Origin of the sequence: Terribacillus saccharophilus (genome assembly GCF_000725365.1) — a bacterium.
GTDB classification, from domain to species: domain Bacteria; phylum Bacillota; class Bacilli; order Bacillales; family Amphibacillaceae; genus Terribacillus; species Terribacillus saccharophilus.
On record NZ_CP008876.1, the window covers coordinates 1,144,473 to 1,160,255 of the forward strand.

General features: G+C 42.9%; 14 protein-coding genes. 10 read left to right on the plus strand and 4 right to left on the minus strand.

What is annotated here, in order from left to right; genetic code table 11:
- Window positions 1-93: 93 nt before the first annotated feature.
- The 4 genes from GZ22_RS05845 to GZ22_RS05860 all read left to right on the plus strand — a co-directional run bounded on the left by GZ22_RS05845 (window position 94) and on the right by GZ22_RS05860 (window position 5,004).
- The gene (locus GZ22_RS05845; protein WP_245609702.1) at window positions 94-1,449 is read left to right on the plus strand and encodes a cytochrome ubiquinol oxidase subunit I; all 1,356 of its coding nucleotides are present in this window, start codon (window positions 94-96) and stop codon (window positions 1,447-1,449) included.
- Entirely contained in the window at window positions 1,446-2,459 is a 1,014-nt protein-coding gene (locus GZ22_RS05850; protein WP_038559810.1) for a cytochrome d ubiquinol oxidase subunit II, read from the plus strand. Before GZ22_RS05845 ends, GZ22_RS05850 begins: the two co-directional genes overlap by 4 nt.
- 61 nt (window positions 2,460-2,520) lie before the next feature.
- On the plus strand, window positions 2,521-3,183 hold the full coding sequence (locus tag GZ22_RS05855; protein ID WP_038559813.1) for a potassium channel family protein: 663 nt from the start codon (window positions 2,521-2,523) through the stop codon (window positions 3,181-3,183).
- A 96-nt stretch (window positions 3,184-3,279) separates the two neighbouring features.
- Complete coding sequence (locus GZ22_RS05860; protein ID WP_038559815.1) at window positions 3,280-5,004, plus strand: pyruvate oxidase; 1,725 nt, start codon at window positions 3,280-3,282, stop codon at window positions 5,002-5,004.
- Between the two features lie 32 nt (window positions 5,005-5,036).
- Here GZ22_RS05860 and rnjA read toward each other — a convergent pair whose 3' ends face one another.
- A complete protein-coding gene (gene rnjA / locus GZ22_RS05865; protein ID WP_038559819.1) occupies window positions 5,037-6,704 on the minus strand; it encodes a ribonuclease J1 in 1,668 nt (555 codons plus the stop codon).
- Complete coding sequence (locus GZ22_RS05870; protein ID WP_038559822.1) at window positions 6,701-6,913, minus strand: DNA-dependent RNA polymerase subunit epsilon; 213 nt, start codon at window positions 6,911-6,913, stop codon at window positions 6,701-6,703. The genes rnjA and GZ22_RS05870 overlap by 4 nt, the downstream gene beginning before the upstream one ends.
- Window positions 6,914-7,375: 462 nt before the next feature.
- Between GZ22_RS05870 and GZ22_RS05875 the strand changes: the two genes are divergently transcribed.
- Window positions 7,376-8,149, plus strand: coding sequence for a Cof-type HAD-IIB family hydrolase (locus GZ22_RS05875; protein ID WP_038559825.1), 774 nt, complete (start codon window positions 7,376-7,378; stop codon window positions 8,147-8,149).
- Between the two features lie 32 nt (window positions 8,150-8,181).
- Here GZ22_RS05875 and def read toward each other — a convergent pair whose 3' ends face one another.
- Entirely contained in the window at window positions 8,182-8,736 is a 555-nt protein-coding gene (gene def / locus GZ22_RS05880) for a peptide deformylase (protein ID WP_038559828.1), read from the minus strand.
- A gap of 179 nt (window positions 8,737-8,915) precedes the next feature.
- Here def and GZ22_RS05885 point away from each other — a divergent pair, with 179 nt between their 5' ends.
- From GZ22_RS05885 to lpdA, 5 genes are all read left to right on the plus strand, one after another.
- Entirely contained in the window at window positions 8,916-9,569 is a 654-nt protein-coding gene (locus GZ22_RS05885) for a YkyA family protein (RefSeq protein WP_038559831.1), read from the plus strand.
- A 402-nt stretch (window positions 9,570-9,971) separates the two neighbouring features.
- Complete coding sequence (pdhA, locus tag GZ22_RS05890) at window positions 9,972-11,015, plus strand: pyruvate dehydrogenase (acetyl-transferring) E1 component subunit alpha (protein ID WP_170937536.1); 1,044 nt, start codon at window positions 9,972-9,974, stop codon at window positions 11,013-11,015.
- Window positions 11,016-11,018: 3 nt separating this feature from the next.
- Window positions 11,019-11,996, plus strand: coding sequence for an alpha-ketoacid dehydrogenase subunit beta (locus tag GZ22_RS05895; RefSeq protein WP_038559838.1), 978 nt, complete (start codon window positions 11,019-11,021; stop codon window positions 11,994-11,996).
- A gap of 24 nt (window positions 11,997-12,020) precedes the next feature.
- Window positions 12,021-13,325 carry a dihydrolipoamide acetyltransferase family protein gene (locus GZ22_RS05900; RefSeq protein ID WP_038559841.1) on the plus strand — a complete coding sequence of 435 codons (1,305 nt, stop codon included), beginning with the start codon at window positions 12,021-12,023 and terminating at the stop codon, window positions 13,323-13,325.
- 3 nt (window positions 13,326-13,328) lie between these two features.
- The gene (gene lpdA / locus GZ22_RS05905) at window positions 13,329-14,738 is read left to right on the plus strand and encodes a dihydrolipoyl dehydrogenase (RefSeq protein WP_038559844.1); all 1,410 of its coding nucleotides are present in this window, start codon (window positions 13,329-13,331) and stop codon (window positions 14,736-14,738) included.
- A gap of 11 nt (window positions 14,739-14,749) precedes the next feature.
- Here lpdA and GZ22_RS05910 read toward each other — a convergent pair whose 3' ends face one another.
- On the minus strand, window positions 14,750-15,781 hold the full coding sequence (locus tag GZ22_RS05910; protein WP_038559847.1) for a C45 family autoproteolytic acyltransferase/hydrolase: 1,032 nt from the start codon (window positions 15,779-15,781) through the stop codon (window positions 14,750-14,752).
- Window positions 15,782-15,783: the final 2 nt, after the last annotated feature.

Consider the following 15,783-nt stretch of genomic DNA (forward strand, 5'->3'; position numbering starts at 1 on the left):
TCTCTAATGGGATACGCTCTTTCTTTTGGGTAATTTTTATTTCTCTGGGCATAACAAGAGGAGCGATTATCTATACAGAAAGCAGGGATAACATTGTTCGCATATGATAGTGTCATTTTAGCCCGTATGCTTACTTCGATGACGCTCGTCTTCCATATTATCTTCGCGACAATCGGTGTTGGTGTTCCGTTGTTGATCAGTGCTGCCGAGTATGTCGGCATCCGGAAGCGAGATCCAAGTTATATCTTACTCGCGAGACGATGGACGCGAGGATTCGTCATCATTGTAGCTGTCGGAGTAGTAACTGGTACAGCAATTGGTCTTCAACTCTTTCTTCTGTGGCCAACATTTATGCAAATTGCAGGTCATGTCATCAGTCTTCCGCTATTCATGGAGACTTTTGCGTTCTTCTTTGAAGCTATTTTTCTTGGCGCTTATATTTATACGTGGGACCGTTTTAAAGGACGATACACACACTGGTATCTTTCCTTGCCGGTCATTATAGGTGGGGGATTAAGTGCAGTTTTTATTACTAGTGTGAATGCCTTCATGAATACGCCGCAAGGCTTTACGCTTGCTGGCAGGACAATCACGTCTGTCGAGCCACTGAAGGCTATACTCAATCCAGCCACACCATCGAAAGTCTTCCACGTGCTGACTTCTTCGTATATGACGTGTGGCGCCATTCTTGCAGCGTTAACAGCATTTTTCATTTTGAAATACGGCAATAACAATTACTATAAGAAAGCATTGAAACTGACGATGATTGTTACATTGGTCTTTTCCATATTCACAGCCATCGCAGGAGATACTTCCGCTAAATTTTTAGCATCTTATCAGCCGGAAAAGCTAGCAGCAGCAGAGTGGCATTTTGAAACAGAGAAAGGTGCAGATCTGATCCTCTTCGGAAGATTAACGGATGACAATGAAATCAAGGGAGCAATCCATCTGCCGAAAATACTCAGCTTCTTATCCTTCGGGGATTTCAATAGTGAAGTAACCGGTTTGGATAAGGTTGATGCCGACCTGATACCTCCTCTGTGGATCCATTATATGTTCGATTTGATGGTCACACTTGGCGCTTATAGCATCATGATCAGTATGCTATTTCTTGTGTTCATGTTTTGGAAGAAAAGGGACCAATATAATAAATGGTTATTACGCGCAATTGTAGTGAATGCACCATTTGCAATGCTCGCTCTCGAATTCGGATGGATTTTTGCCGAGGTAGGGAGGCAGCCGTGGATCATGAGAGGATACTTGAGGGTTGCTGAAGGTGCAGTTTCTTCCCCTTATGTACATTACGCCTTTGCAATGTTCCTTGTTCTGTATGTGCTGCTTGGAACATTCGTCACGCTTATACTTGTCAGACTGTATAAGAAAAATCCTATACAGAAAGAATGGGAGCAGCGGTTTCCAGATACATTGTTTGGAGGTGATCAGAGGTGAGCTACGAAGTATTAGGACTGTCAGCTTTATGGTTTTTCCTCTTTGCCTATCTGATTATCGCATCGATTGATTTTGGTGCCGGTTTCTTTGCTTATTACGCCAAGCAGACGAAGAAAGATCATATATTAAACAGGTTAATTGCACGCTATCTATCTCCTGTCTGGGAAATCACCAACGTATTCTTTATCTTCTTTTACTACGGATTGGCAGGTTTCTTTCCAGATGCCGGTTATTATTACGGATCTGCTATGCTTATACCAGGATCGATAATTCTTGTCCTAATTGGTATTAGGGGATCCTTCTACGCGTTTGAAAATTATGGTTCTCGCAGTAGCTTGCTTTACACTTTTCTTTATGGTGCAAGTGGGCTGCTTATACCAGCTGCCATTTCAACAGGACTGACAATTTCAGAAGGAGGTTTTTTACGTGAGGAGGGTGGCAGTATACATTTACGTTATACGGAGCTGCTCACAAACCCATTCTCTTGGGCGGTTGTATTCTTAGCTATCGTTTCTGTGCTGTATATCAGTGCTAATTTCCTGACTTACTACGCGAACAAAGCTGGGGATGAACCTGCACGTAAAATATTGCGTTCGTATGCTCTTTTCTGGTCAGCTCCGCAGATTATTGCTAGTTTGACGGCATTTATTGCGATCAGCAGACAGAATCCAGAACATTATAATAATATGCTTGATTTATGGTGGATGTTTGGCCTTTCCGTTCTATTCTTTTTGGGCGCAGTTTATTTCATGTACAAAGAAAAGAACTACGGTCTTTCCTTCATTTGTGTGATGCTGCAATTCTTTTTCGCTCTTCTCGGTTATGGTATCGGCCATATGCCGTATATACTGTATGACCAAATCCAAGTGGCGGCCGATGCAACACTTCCGGAAATGGGAACAGCTCTGCTGCTTGCCTTCGGTGGAGGCTTGCTCATGTTAATTCCTTCTCTAATACTTGTCATGCGGATGTTCCTATTCGATGCAGAATATGTAAAAGGAAAGAAATAATACAACCCTTGACTGTTTGTGATAGACTAAGATTAGTTTATGGAATAGTGGAGGAAGTACGATGAAAAGAGAATTTGCAGTAATCGGATTAGGCCGCTTCGGAGGCAGTATCTGCATGGAATTGAGCCGAGAAGGTTTCAATGTGCTGGCAATTGATATCGAAGAAGATAAGGTAAATGAATTCCGTAATATTGCATCTCATGCTGTTATCGCGGATACGACGGATGAACAGGTATTAAAAGAGCTGGGGATCCGTAATATCGAGCATGTGATTGTGGCAATCGGTGAGAATATCCAAGCGAGTATCCTGACAACACTCATGCTAAAAGAACTTGGCATAAAAAAAATAACTGTCAAAGCTCAAAATGATTACCATGAAAAAGTACTGAGTAAAATAGGTGCCGATCACGTAGTCCATCCAGAACGTGATATGGGAAGAAGAATAGCCCATAAAATTATTAGCAATAACATTCTTGATTACTTGGAACTTAGTGATGAGCATAGCATCGTGGAAGTGCGTGCCGGCAAGAAAATGGCTGGCAGGTCCCTGATAGAACTGGACATCCGTGCTGCATATGGTTGTAACGTAGTTGCTATCAAGCAGGCAAATGAGATTAACGTGAGCCCTTCACCGGATGCAGAACTCGGTACAGAAGATGTGCTGATCGTAATTGGTGCGGATCGTGATCTAGCGCGTTTTGAGCGCTCATTAGCAGATGAATGAACTTTTAAACCCAAACAGTTGGACTGTTTGGGTTTTTATATGCCCAAAAAAGGTTACATACATTAGGAGGAAAAATTTGAAACGGGAGATGTTATTATGTTTGAAAGAAGAACTGGAGCAGTCCTTGCTGATCAATTAGTCGATTGGGGTGTAGACCATATTTACGGCATCCCAGGCGATTCGGTTAACGAATTCATCAGTGATTTACATAAGAAGGAGGACGAACTTAAGTTCATTCAAGTCCGTCATGAGGAAGCGGGAGCACTTGCTGCTGCTGCCTATGCCAAGCTTACAGGTAAGCTTGGGGTCTGTTTGTCGATTGCGGGACCAGGAGCGGTCCATTTGCTGAACGGCTTATACGATGCGCGTGAAGATAAAGCACCTGTACTTGCTATTGTCGGACAAGTACCTACCAATGAGCTCGGGACGGGTGCTTTCCAGGAAGTTAAACTGGAACAAATGTTTGAAGACGTTGCTGTTTTCAATGAAAGAGCAGAATCGTTCGAACAACTGCCAGATCTTTTGAATCAAGCTATCCGGGAAGCATATGCTAACTCAGGTGTCAGTGTACTTGTAGTATCGGATGATTTGTTTGCTGAGAAGCATCCTGAAAAGCCCGGTAAAACGTCTGCCAACTATGCGCGTCCCCAAATTGCTCCTGCTAAGCAAGATCTACAGGAAGCAGTCAAACTGATTAATAAGGCGAAAAAACCAATAATATTAGCGGGAAAAGGAGCTAAGCATGCTCGTACTGAGCTGCTTACATTTGCGGAGCATATCAAATCCCCGATTATTCTCAGCCTGCTAGGTAAAGGAATTATTCCGGATCATCACAGTTATAACTTGGGACAGCATGGACAGATTGGGACAACGCCATCTTATGAAGCGATTAATGAGGCGGATTTGCTGCTGCTTGTAGGGACCAGCTTCCCATATCGTTCGTTCTTACCGGATAACTTACCTGCAATTCAGATTGATAATAGAGCTAGCGCCATCGGAAGTATCTATCCTGTAGAAGTGGGGTTGCCAGGAGATGCCAAAGAAGTGCTGGAGGAATTAACTACAATCACCGAGGAAAAGGTAGAGACTTCTTACATCGAAAAATATCAAGCTAAAATGAAGGAATGGCATACACAGCTTCAAGTGCAAAAGAAAAGAGAGGAATCACCAATACAGCCTCCGCAAATTATGTATGCTTTAGAAAAGAATATGGACAAAGACGCCGTCATTTCTTCTGATGTAGGAAATGTAACTGTTTGGACTACGCGATATCTGCCTTTGACCCAACAGGATTTTGTTGTATCGGGTCGACTTGCTACGATGGGCTGCGGATTGCCAGGTGCCATAGCAGCGAAGATGGCATATCCAGATAAGCAGGCAATCGCTATATGCGGGGACGGCGGCTTTAGCATGAATATGCAGGACTTTGTCACCGCGGTTAAATATGACCTGCCAGTGAAAGTGATTGTTCTTAATAACAGCCAGCTTGGCTTGATCAAATTTGAACAAGCGACGATTGGTTCCTCCAACTACGGAATTGATATGGGAGAGATGAACTTCGCTCAATTCGCTCAATCCTGTGGAGGAGAAGGCTACCGAGTTGAGAAGTTTGAAGACTTGGAAACGAGCATCAAACAAGCATTCCTGTCTGATAAACCAGCAATAATCGATGTGGTAATTGAGGATATGGCGCCGCTGCCTGGGAAAATTTCCTACCAGCAAGCTGTAAAATACACTGAATATCTAATAAAAGAATTCTTCTCTACCGGGAAAATAGAGCTTCCAAATATGAAAGAGTCAGTTAAACGTCTCTTGAAATAAGAAAAGCCTGAGCGATAAGCTCAGGCTTTTTATTATACTTCCATGATGATCGGAAGTACCATTGGGCGGCGTTTCGTTTTTTCAAACAAGAACGGCGCAATTGTATCTGTAATTTCATTTTTGATTTCAGACCATTGAGTTGTTTTTCTTTCCATCACTTTATTCAGATGGGCAGAAACGATTTTTTGTGCCTCATTGATAAGGTCTTCTGATTCACGCATGTAAACGAAACCGCGGGAAATGATATCTGGACCAGAAGCAATGCGGAATTCTTTCATATTGATGCTCACAACGACAATGACAAGTCCTTCTTCAGAAAGGATGCGGCGATCGCGTAATACGATATTACCGATATCACCAATACCGCTACCGTCTACATAGATGGACCCAGATGGAATCTTACCTGCAATAGCAGCACTATCTTTGCCTAATGCCAATACATCTCCGTTATCCATGATGAAGGAGTTCTCTTCGCTAATACCAGTAAGTTTACCAAGCTTCATATGCTCGACTAGCATACGGTATTCACCGTGGATTGGCATGAAGTATTTCGGGTTCATCAAGCGAAGCATTAGCTTCTGTTCTTCCTGACTGCCGTGACCAGAAGTATGGATGTTGTTCAATGCTCCATGAATAACGTCCGCTCCTGCGCGATACAGCATGTTGATAATGCGGCTTACGCTAATCGCGTTACCTGGAATCGGAGAAGACGAGAAGACAACCGAATCGCCAGGCTGAATCTGAATCTGACGGTGTGTTCCGTTAGCAATTCGAGAAAGTGCAGCCATTGGTTCACCTTGGGAACCAGTACAAAGAATAACAACTTCATTCGCAGGCAGACGATTAATCTGATGCGAATCGATGAATGTTTCCTTCGGTGCATTGATGAATCCAAGTTCGATACCTAGGTTGATATTTGTTTCCATACTTCTTCCGAAAATGGCAACTTTACGGCCAGTTTTTACAGCTGAGTCGATTACTTGCTGCAACCGGTGAATATTGGAAGCAAAAGTAGCAAATATCAAGCGGCCGTCAACGCGTCTGAAAATATCGTTAATACTTTCACCGACAACACGTTCAGACATAGTGAAACCTGGGACTTCACTATTTGTAGAGTCGGATAGTAAGCAAAGTACGCCTTCTTTGCCGATTTCAGCCATTTTTGCTATGTCAGCTGGCTGTCCGACCGGAGTGAAATCGAATTTGAAATCACCAGTATGCACGATGTTGCCAGGAGGGGTCTTAACGACTACACCGAATGATTCCGGAATACTATGTGTTGTACGGAAGAAGCTGACAGAAGTTTTTCTGAACTTGATGATGTCATCTTCACCATAAATGTTAAGCTTTGCATTGCGCAATAGACCATGCTCATCCAGCTTATTTTTGATCATTCCCATTGCAAGTTTCCCTGCATAAATCGGAATGTTCACTTCTTTTAAGAGGTATGGTACGCCGCCGATGTGGTCTTCGTGACCATGAGTAATGAACAAACCTTTGATTTTATCCTGGTTTTGAACGATGTAAGTGAAATCAGGAATAACATAATCAATACCGAGAAGCTCGTCCTCAGGGAATTTGATTCCTGCGTCGATTATGATGATTTCATCCTGGAATTGGACACCATACATGTTTTTGCCGATTTCTCCGAGTCCGCCAATGGCAAAAACTGCTGTTTGGTCATTTTTTACGAATTTCATTTCGCTTGCTCCAATTTGAAGTCTTCAGATTGTTTCTCATATGCAAGATGTGCTTCATCGAGCGGCTGGATGAACTCGATGTTGATGTCACGATCTGCTAGTGTGTTACGTACCTGTCTAATGCTTTCCGCTTCCATGTACAAGCTCTTAGAGCGTTCACGTACAGGAACTTCGGATGGTTTTTCTTGATAAAATACTTTAAATACCATATCTATCTCTCCTATTCTTATGGTTGACAATTGCTATATATCCATAACGAACGGAGCAAGTCTGTGTGAAAACCGAATTGCTGACGTATTGCTATTCAGTTAGATCTTGTCCGCACGTAGTAGGCACTCGTCGTTTTTGGCCAAATAAATCTTTCCACCGTTTCTTTAACTTTTCCTTCAAACGCTTGAGCACACGAAGCAACTCCTTTCGTTTCGCAGAAAAGCAAGAAAAAACGTTTACCCGTCCAATCCCTCTTACTTACAGTATAGTATGAAAACGCTAAGATGAAAACAAAAACACAGCATACTTTCAAAAAAACTGCCGATAAAAGGAAGGGATGGTTGTTTTCTCTTGGGATTCATGTAAAGATATTTTTCGACGAACCTGCATAACTTATACTCGATTATAAGAAGTAGAGAAGAAAGATGCAAGGGCAGGAAAGACTAGGAGGAGGATGTACTATGGAGAAAAGAATCGTATTCCTGGATATCGATGGCACAATACTGAACACAAAGGGTGAAATCCCGCAGGCAACAAAGGAAGCTGTTCAGGCACTGAAGGATAATGGACATTACGTTGCAATAGCGACGGGGCGGGCTCCGTTTATGTTTGAGGATATTCGCAATGAGCTTGGTATTACTTCTTTTGTAAGCTATAACGGTCAGTACGTTGTCTTTGAAGGGGAAGTCATCCATCGCAATCCAATTGAACGGGATCATTTGCTGCATTTATATAATGAAGCTTCCAAGAAAGAGCATGCGATGGTGTTTATGGGAGATACGATCATGAAGGCATCGGAAACTGATAATGGCTTTGTACGTGACAGTCTAGCATCTCTAGGGTTTACATATCCTGAAATTGATAAAGACTATTTTCATCATGAACCGATTTACCAAGCGCTCCTATTTTGTGAAGACCATGAACAACAAGATTATGCAGAACATCATGAGCATGTCCGGTTCATCAGATGGCATCCGCTCTCCTGTGATGTACTGCCCGGTAATGGATCTAAGAAAATCGGAGTTATGAAATTGCTGGAAGCAGCAGGTCTTTCTGTACAATCAACATATGCTTGTGGTGATGGACTGAATGATTTGGAAATGATTGAATTTGCGGGAACTGGTATTGTGATGGGGAATGCAGTACCGGAATTGAAGGAGCTGGCTGACATCCAGACAGCGCATGTAGATGAAGACGGATTAGCGCTTGGTCTGAAAGAGGCTGGGTTGATATAAAAAAATGAGCACTCTCAAAGAGTGCGCATTTTTTATAATTCAATCGGTTTAGAGTTATCCGGCTGTGCGAAAGGATCTTCTTTATTAATACGATCATAGAACATTGTTCCGTTCAAATGATCGATTTCATGTTGGAAGACTATAGCGGCGTAGCCTTTCAGGCGCAGTTTGACTTCTTTGCCTTCCAAGGTGACAGCCTTAATAGTAATACGGGAATAGCGAGGTACGTACCCGGGTATTTCACGATCAACCGACAGGCAGCCCTCTCCGCTCATTAAATAAGTACTTTCGACAGAATGACTGACGATTTTTGGATTAAAGAGACCGTATTCATAGAAGGCACCGTTAGGATCTTCGAAATAGACAGCTATCATTCGCTTTGAAATACCAATTTGCGGAGCAGCCAGACCTACGCCGGGGCGAAGATCATATTTTGCCGCCAGATCATCATCCTGGCTATTTCTCAAGTATTCAAGCATATCTGTTAATGTTTGTTTATCTTCTTCCGATGCCGGCAGTTCCACTTCCTTAGCAACTTGTTCAAGAATCGGATTGCCTTCTCGGATAATATCTTCCATGGTAATCATGCTGATCACTCCTTGCACTGTTACTTTTCCGTTCTATAGTGTATCACAAGAATGTCTGTATGACACCAGAATCAGTTTACAGAATCGTTTATCGTATTTCTTTCGTGAATTTTGCGTTTAGTATACAATGTAGGAGAATACATAGAAGCTGTGGGTAACATGGCAGAGGAGGATACGTTTTGCGCAAGTTAGGATTAGGCATACTCCTGATGGGGAGCGCTGTGGGACTCACTGCATGTAACAATGCATCGCCGGAGGAACAAGTCTACAATCATTTAGAGGAGACTGTATCTCTGGAATCAGGATATGTCGAGCAGCAAGAGTCTTTGACAGATTTAGAAAAGAAAGAACAGGACTTATACAACGAGATTTTGCAGCTGGGTACGGATGAATTGGATCAAATCAAAAGTAAATCCCAAGAAGCAATCGATTTGATCGGGCAGCGTAAAGATGCGCTTGCGAAGGAAAAAGAAAGCTTGGATAAGGCACAAGCTGAGTTCGAGGAAGTGGATTCTATCATCGATGAGCTGGAAAGTGATGACGCAAAGCAGAAGGCTCAAACACTTTATGATACGATGGAGGCGCGATACAGTGCATATGACAAACTCCATGAGGCATATACGAAAGCGTTGGATGAAGATAACACGTTGTATGATATGTTCCAGCAAGATGACATTACGCAGGATGAATTAACCAGCCAAATCGAAAAGATAAATGCAGGTTACGAAGAAATTAAAACGGCCAATGAGGAATTTAATTCCCAGACCGAAGCATTCAATGAACAAAAACAGCAGTTTTATGAAGCTGCTGGTCTGAATGTAGAGAACGAATAAGCAAAAACCCTTTTCTCGAAATGAGAGGAGGGTTTTTTTAATTGTACTGATACAGTGTTAAAATATTGTGTAGTACAGTTGAGAATCCGAGAATTGTGAAGATTTCTTTAATACCGTTTTCATAAATTATTAGCAATATCTAATCTAAGATGTTGACGTTTTCCGGCAAGATAAGCTAAACTATAACAGGACATGAATTGTATCACTATTTGTTATCATGATTTATGTAACAGTTTTGTGTACTTCTGTTGTAACCGGTTAAACCGGAGGCAGAGCGGGTACAGTAAACTATTGTGGTACTTCCTGTGTTTTTGGAAAGGCTATTACAGTAAATATAGTTCTAGGAAGGATAGGTGACTAGCTTTGAAACGTACGCTAGAAGGTATTGAAGAACAGTTTGAAATGCTTCAGATCCTTAACGAAAATGGCGAAGTTGTAAATGAAGAAGCTTTGCCGGATTTGTCAGATGAAGAATTGAAGGAATTAATGCACAGAATGGTTTATACGCGCATCCTTGATCAGCGCTCCATTGCATTGAATAGACAAGGTAGACTAGGATTCTATGCTCCAACAGCAGGTCAGGAAGCGTCCCAGCTTGGTACGCATTTCGCTTTGGAGAAAGAAGACTTCATCTTGCCTGGTTACCGTGATGTACCGCAGCTTATCTGGCACGGTCTTCCACTTTATCAAGCATTCCTATTTTCTCGTGGTCACTTCCACGGAAACCAATTCCCTGAAGGTGTGAACGCGCTAAGCCCACAGATCATCATTGGTGCTCAGTACACACAAGCAGCTGGTGTTGCATTAGGTATGAAACGCCGCGGCAAGAAATCCGTTGCAATCACTTACACAGGTGACGGCGGTACTTCAGAGGGAGACTTCTACGAAGGTATGAACTTTGCAGCAGTTTATGATGCACCTGCAATCTTCGTTGTACAAAACAACCACTTCGCAATCTCTGTTCCTCGTGAGAAACAGACTAAAGCGAAAACGTTGGCACAAAAAGCTGTTGCAGTTGGTATCCCTGGTATCCAAGTAGATGGTATGGACGTACTTGCTGTATATGCTGCTACAAAACAAGCTCGTGAGCGTGCGATCAATGGCGAAGGTCCTACTTTGATCGAAACACTAACTTACCGTTACGGCCCGCACACAATGGCTGGTGATGACCCAACTCGCTACCGTACAGAAGAAATGGATACTGAGTGGGAAAGACAAGATCCATTGGTACGTTTCCGCAAGTACTTGGAAGCTAAAGGTCTATGGTCTGAAGAAGAAGAAAACAAAGTGATCGATCAAGCGAAAGAAGAAATCAAAGCTGCGATCAAAGATGCGGATAACTATCCGAAAATGAAAGTTTCCGACTTAATCAACAACATGTACGAAGTACTTCCTTCTAACCTTGAAGAACAATTGGAAGTGTACAAAGAAAAGGAGTCGAAGTAAGTCATGGCACAAATGACAATGATCCAAGCAATCACTGATGCTCTCCGTACGGAACTGAAGAATGACGAAAACGTTATGGTCTTCGGGGAAGACGTTGGTAAAAACGGCGGCGTATTCCGTGCGACTGAAGGTCTGCAAGCTGAATTCGGCGAAGACCGCGTATTCGATACACCACTTGCAGAATCTGCAATCGGCGGTATGGCTGTAGGTCTTGCGATCGAAGGCTTCCGTCCAGTACCTGAAATTCAATTCTTTGGCTTCGTATATGAAGTTATGGACGCAATTAGCGGACAATTGGCTCGTTTGCGCTACCGCTCCGGCGGCACGCAAAGTGCTCCTGTTACAATCCGCGCGCCATTCGGCGGCGGTGTGCACACTCCTGAGTTGCACGCGGATTCCCTTGAAGGACTTATGGCACAACAGCCTGGTCTTAAAGTAGTTATCCCATCTAACCCTTACGATGCAAAAGGTCTTTTGATCTCTGCGATCCGCGACAACGATCCGGTTATCTACCTTGAGCACATGAAACTTTATCGTTCATTCCGTGAAGAGGTTCCTGAAGAGGAATACACTGTTGAACTTGGTAAAGCTGCTGTTAAACGTGAAGGTACAGATGTAACATTGATCGCTTATGGCGCAATGGTACAAGCTTCTTTGAAAGCTGCAGAAGAACTTGAGAAAAACAATGTATCTGCTGAAGTTATCGACTTGCGTACTGTAAGCCCGATCGATCTTGATACAGTTCTTGCATCTGTTAAGAAAACTGGCCGTGTTGTTGTTGTGCAGGAAGCACAGCGTCAAGCAGGTATCGCAGCTCACTTGATCTCTGAGATCCAAGAGCGCGCTATCCTTCATCTTGAAGCTCCGGTTATGCGTGTAGCTGCACCAGATACTGTATTTGCTTTCTCACAAGCAGAAGAAGTATGGCTTCCAAACCATAACGACATCGTGGAAAAAGCAAACGAAGTAATCAATTTCTAAAAGCAGAATCAGGAGGTAATTATTTTGGCTTTCGAATTCAAAATGCCGGATATCGGTGAAGGTATTCACGAAGGTGAAATCGTAAAATGGTTCGTCAAAGAAGGCGACACAGTAGCAGAGGACGACGTACTTTGCGAAGTCCAAAACGATAAAGCAGTAGTAGAGATTCCATCTCCTTACGAGGGTACAGTAAGCAAGATTTCTGTAGGCGAAGGTGAAGTTGCAATCGTTGGTGATACACTTATCACTTTCGATGGTGAAGCTGGCGATGCTGCTGGCGGAGATGCTCCGGCTCCAGCTGAGCAAGAACAGACTTCCATCCAAGCTAATGGAACAGAATCTAACGAAACTGTTGAAAAAATCAAAGAAGAAGGTCCTAAAGCTGAAGCTGGCGAAGCTCCATCTGGCGACCTAATCATCGCTATGCCTTCTGTACGCAAATATGCACGTGAGCAAGGCGTTGATATCAAACAAGTATCCGGCTCTGGTAAAGGCGGCCGTGTGCTAGCTGAAGATATCGATAGCTTCAAAAACGGTGGCGCTGCTAAAGCTGCTCCACAAGCTGAAGCTGATGAAAAGCCTGCTGCAGAACAAAAACAATCTGCTCCAGTTGTTTCTGGTGATGAATACCCTGAATCCAGAGAGAAAATGAGCGGAATCCGTCGCGCAATCGCAAAAGCGATGGTTAAATCTAAAACTACAGCTCCTCACGTTACATTGATGGATGAAGTAGATGTAACTGAGCTAGTTGCACACCGTAAGAAATTCAAAGCGGTTGCTGCTGAAAAAGAAATCAAGCTTACGTATCTTCCATACGTTGCAAAAGCGCTTGTTTCTGTATTGAAAAACTTCCCGATCTTGAACTCTTCCATCGATGATGCGACAGACGAGATCATTACAAAACATTATTACAACATCGGTATTGCAGCTGACACTGAAAAAGGTCTTCTTGTACCAGTTGTGAAAAATGCGGATCGCAAATCTATCTTCACAATTTCCCAGGAAATTAACGAGCTTGCAGTTAAAGCACGTGATGGTAAACTTGCTCCGGACGAAATGAAAGGTGCTTCCAGCACTATCTCAAACATCGGTTCTGCAGGCGGTCAGTGGTTTACTCCGGTAATCAACTACCCTGAAGCAGCTATCCTAGGTGTAGGACGTATTGCTGAAAAAGCAATCGTTAAAGACGGCGAGATCGTTGCAGCTCCAGTGCTTGCACTTTCTCTAAGCTTCGACCATAGAATCGTTGATGGTGCAACTGCTCAAACAGCAATGAACCACTTGAAACGTCTATTGGCTGATCCACAACTAATCATGATGGAGGGATAAGAAATGGTAGTAGGAGACTTCCCAATCGAATTAGATACTCTTGTGGTAGGTGCGGGACCTGGCGGCTATGTAGCTGCCATCCGCGCTGCACAAGAAGGGCAGAAAGTAACAGTAGTAGAAAAAGGAAACCTTGGCGGTGTTTGTTTAAACGTCGGTTGTATTCCTTCCAAAGCATTGATCCAAGCTGGCCACAAAGTGGAATATGCTCATGGTGATGCAGATCTTGGTATTTCTACTGAAGGTGCAAAAGTAGACTTCTCCAAAGTACAAGAATGGAAAGCTAGTGTAGTAAACAAGCTTACTTCTGGTGTTGGCGGTCTATTGAAAGGTAATAAAGTAGACGTTGTTAGCGGTGAAGTTTACTTCGTAGATAAAAACACTGTTAAAGTTATGGATGAGAAGAGCTCTCAGACTTATACTTTCAACAACTGTATTATTGCTACAGGTTCTACACCTATCGAGCTTCCTAGCTTCAAGTACACTGATCGTGTTCTAGATTCTACAGGTGCTCTTAACCTTAAAGAAATTCCTAAGAAACTAGTTGTTATCGGCGGCGGTTACGTAGGAATCGAGCTTGGTACTGCTTATGCTAACTTCGGTACTGAAGTTACTGTCCTTGAAGGATTGAAAGATATCCTTGGTGGTTTCGAGAAACAAATGACTTCTCTTGTTTCCCGTAAACTGAAGAAAAAAGGCGTTAACATCGTTACAGAAGCGATGGCTAAAGGCGTTGAAGAAAGTGCTGACGGCGTAAAAGTAACATATGAAGCAAAAGGTAAAGAAGAAACTATCGATGCTGATTACGTACTTGTAACTGTTGGTCGTCGTCCTAACACTGCTGAAATCGGCCTTGAGGGCGTTGGCGTTAAGATGACTGATCGCGGACTTATCGAAATCGATGAGCAATGCCGTACAAACATCGAGAACATCTATGCAATCGGTGATATCGTAGAAGGCCCGCCACTTGCTCACAAAGCATCTTACGAAGGTAAGATCGCTGCTGAAGCAATCAGTGGTAAACCATCTGCTATCGATTACAATGGTATTCCGATGGTAGTCTTCTCTGAGCCTGAACTTGCTTCTGTAGGTCATACAGAGCAGTCTGCTAAAGATGCTGGCTACAAAGTAAAAGCTTCTAAATTCCCGTTTGCTGCAAACGGTCGTGCGCTTTCTCTTAACGATAGTGATGGTTTCATGAAACTTATCACTCGTGAAGAAGACGGTGTTGTCCTTGGTGCTCAAATCGCTGGTCCTAACGCGAGCGACATGATTGCTGAGCTTGGCCTTGCGGTTGAATCTGGAATTACAGCTGAAGACATTGCACTTACAATCCATGCTCACCCATCTCTAGGTGAGATCACTATGGAAGCTGCTGAAGTTGCAATCGGCACACCTATCCATATCGTAAAATAATAAGAGAGAGCCTATCCTTCAGGGGTAGGCTCTTTTTTTATTCTTCCATATAACATATCAATCTTTAAATCTTTGCCCGCAAACCAATCCTCTATGTCTATTTCTAACGGATTACCTCGAGATAAGGAAGTTATTAATTGCCATGTTTGAAATGAATAAGCAAAAGTATGTAAAGTACCGAACAGCTGATCATAGTCCTCGAAGAAGAGGGGAGAAGCTGGATCAGAAAATAAATCAAATAATTCCTCCTGCGTCATTTCGGATTTATCCAAATTTAGAAGGAAGTTATCCCGTTTAACCGAACTAGTCATATCTTGTCGATTAAATGCTTCTAATTCACCGTGCTGAAAGTGATTTACACAGTTTAACCCTGCCCTAGAAGACCTTACACAAAGCTTCTCTGGAGCAACCTCAATGACAGCGTGAGAACCTTGTGCATCACCAACCGAAAAGTTGTAGCAAGCTGCGTGTGGCAGCTCTTTAAACAGATTAATAACTTGCTGAGTCGTTTCACACGTATCAAGTGCTATCCTAAGAACAGACCAAGCAGATAAGCCTTTTTGGTATCCTGAATTACTGACAAAGTGCAGACCTATTGCCAATCCCTTCTCATTTACTCCATCATGTCTGCCAATTAGCTGAAGGTTATAACCAATCGATCCAAAAACCTCTTCTGGCGCAATGAAGCTAAGGCAATGATCGTAAAGAGAAGGGCTAAAATCATAATTGCGTACGTATTGAAATTGATCGACATAAGCGGAGCATCCGAGGGCTTGTGGTCTTGGCAAATTATAGCCACTGTACAGCACAGCTGCATCTTGTAGCGATAAGCCTAAACCATCTGCCAACCCTTGCAATTCGTCTAATAAATGTGGAGCATAATCAGAGAACAATGCTTTAATCTCTTCATAATTGGTCTGTTGTGAAGCAAGCTGGCTGAATTGCTGTAGAATAGGGTTTTTAGCATATGCGGCAGCCGTATTCTTTCCTATTTCATATGCACTTCCTCTAGCTTGAATAATGGCAGCTTTTATTTCCTCCATAA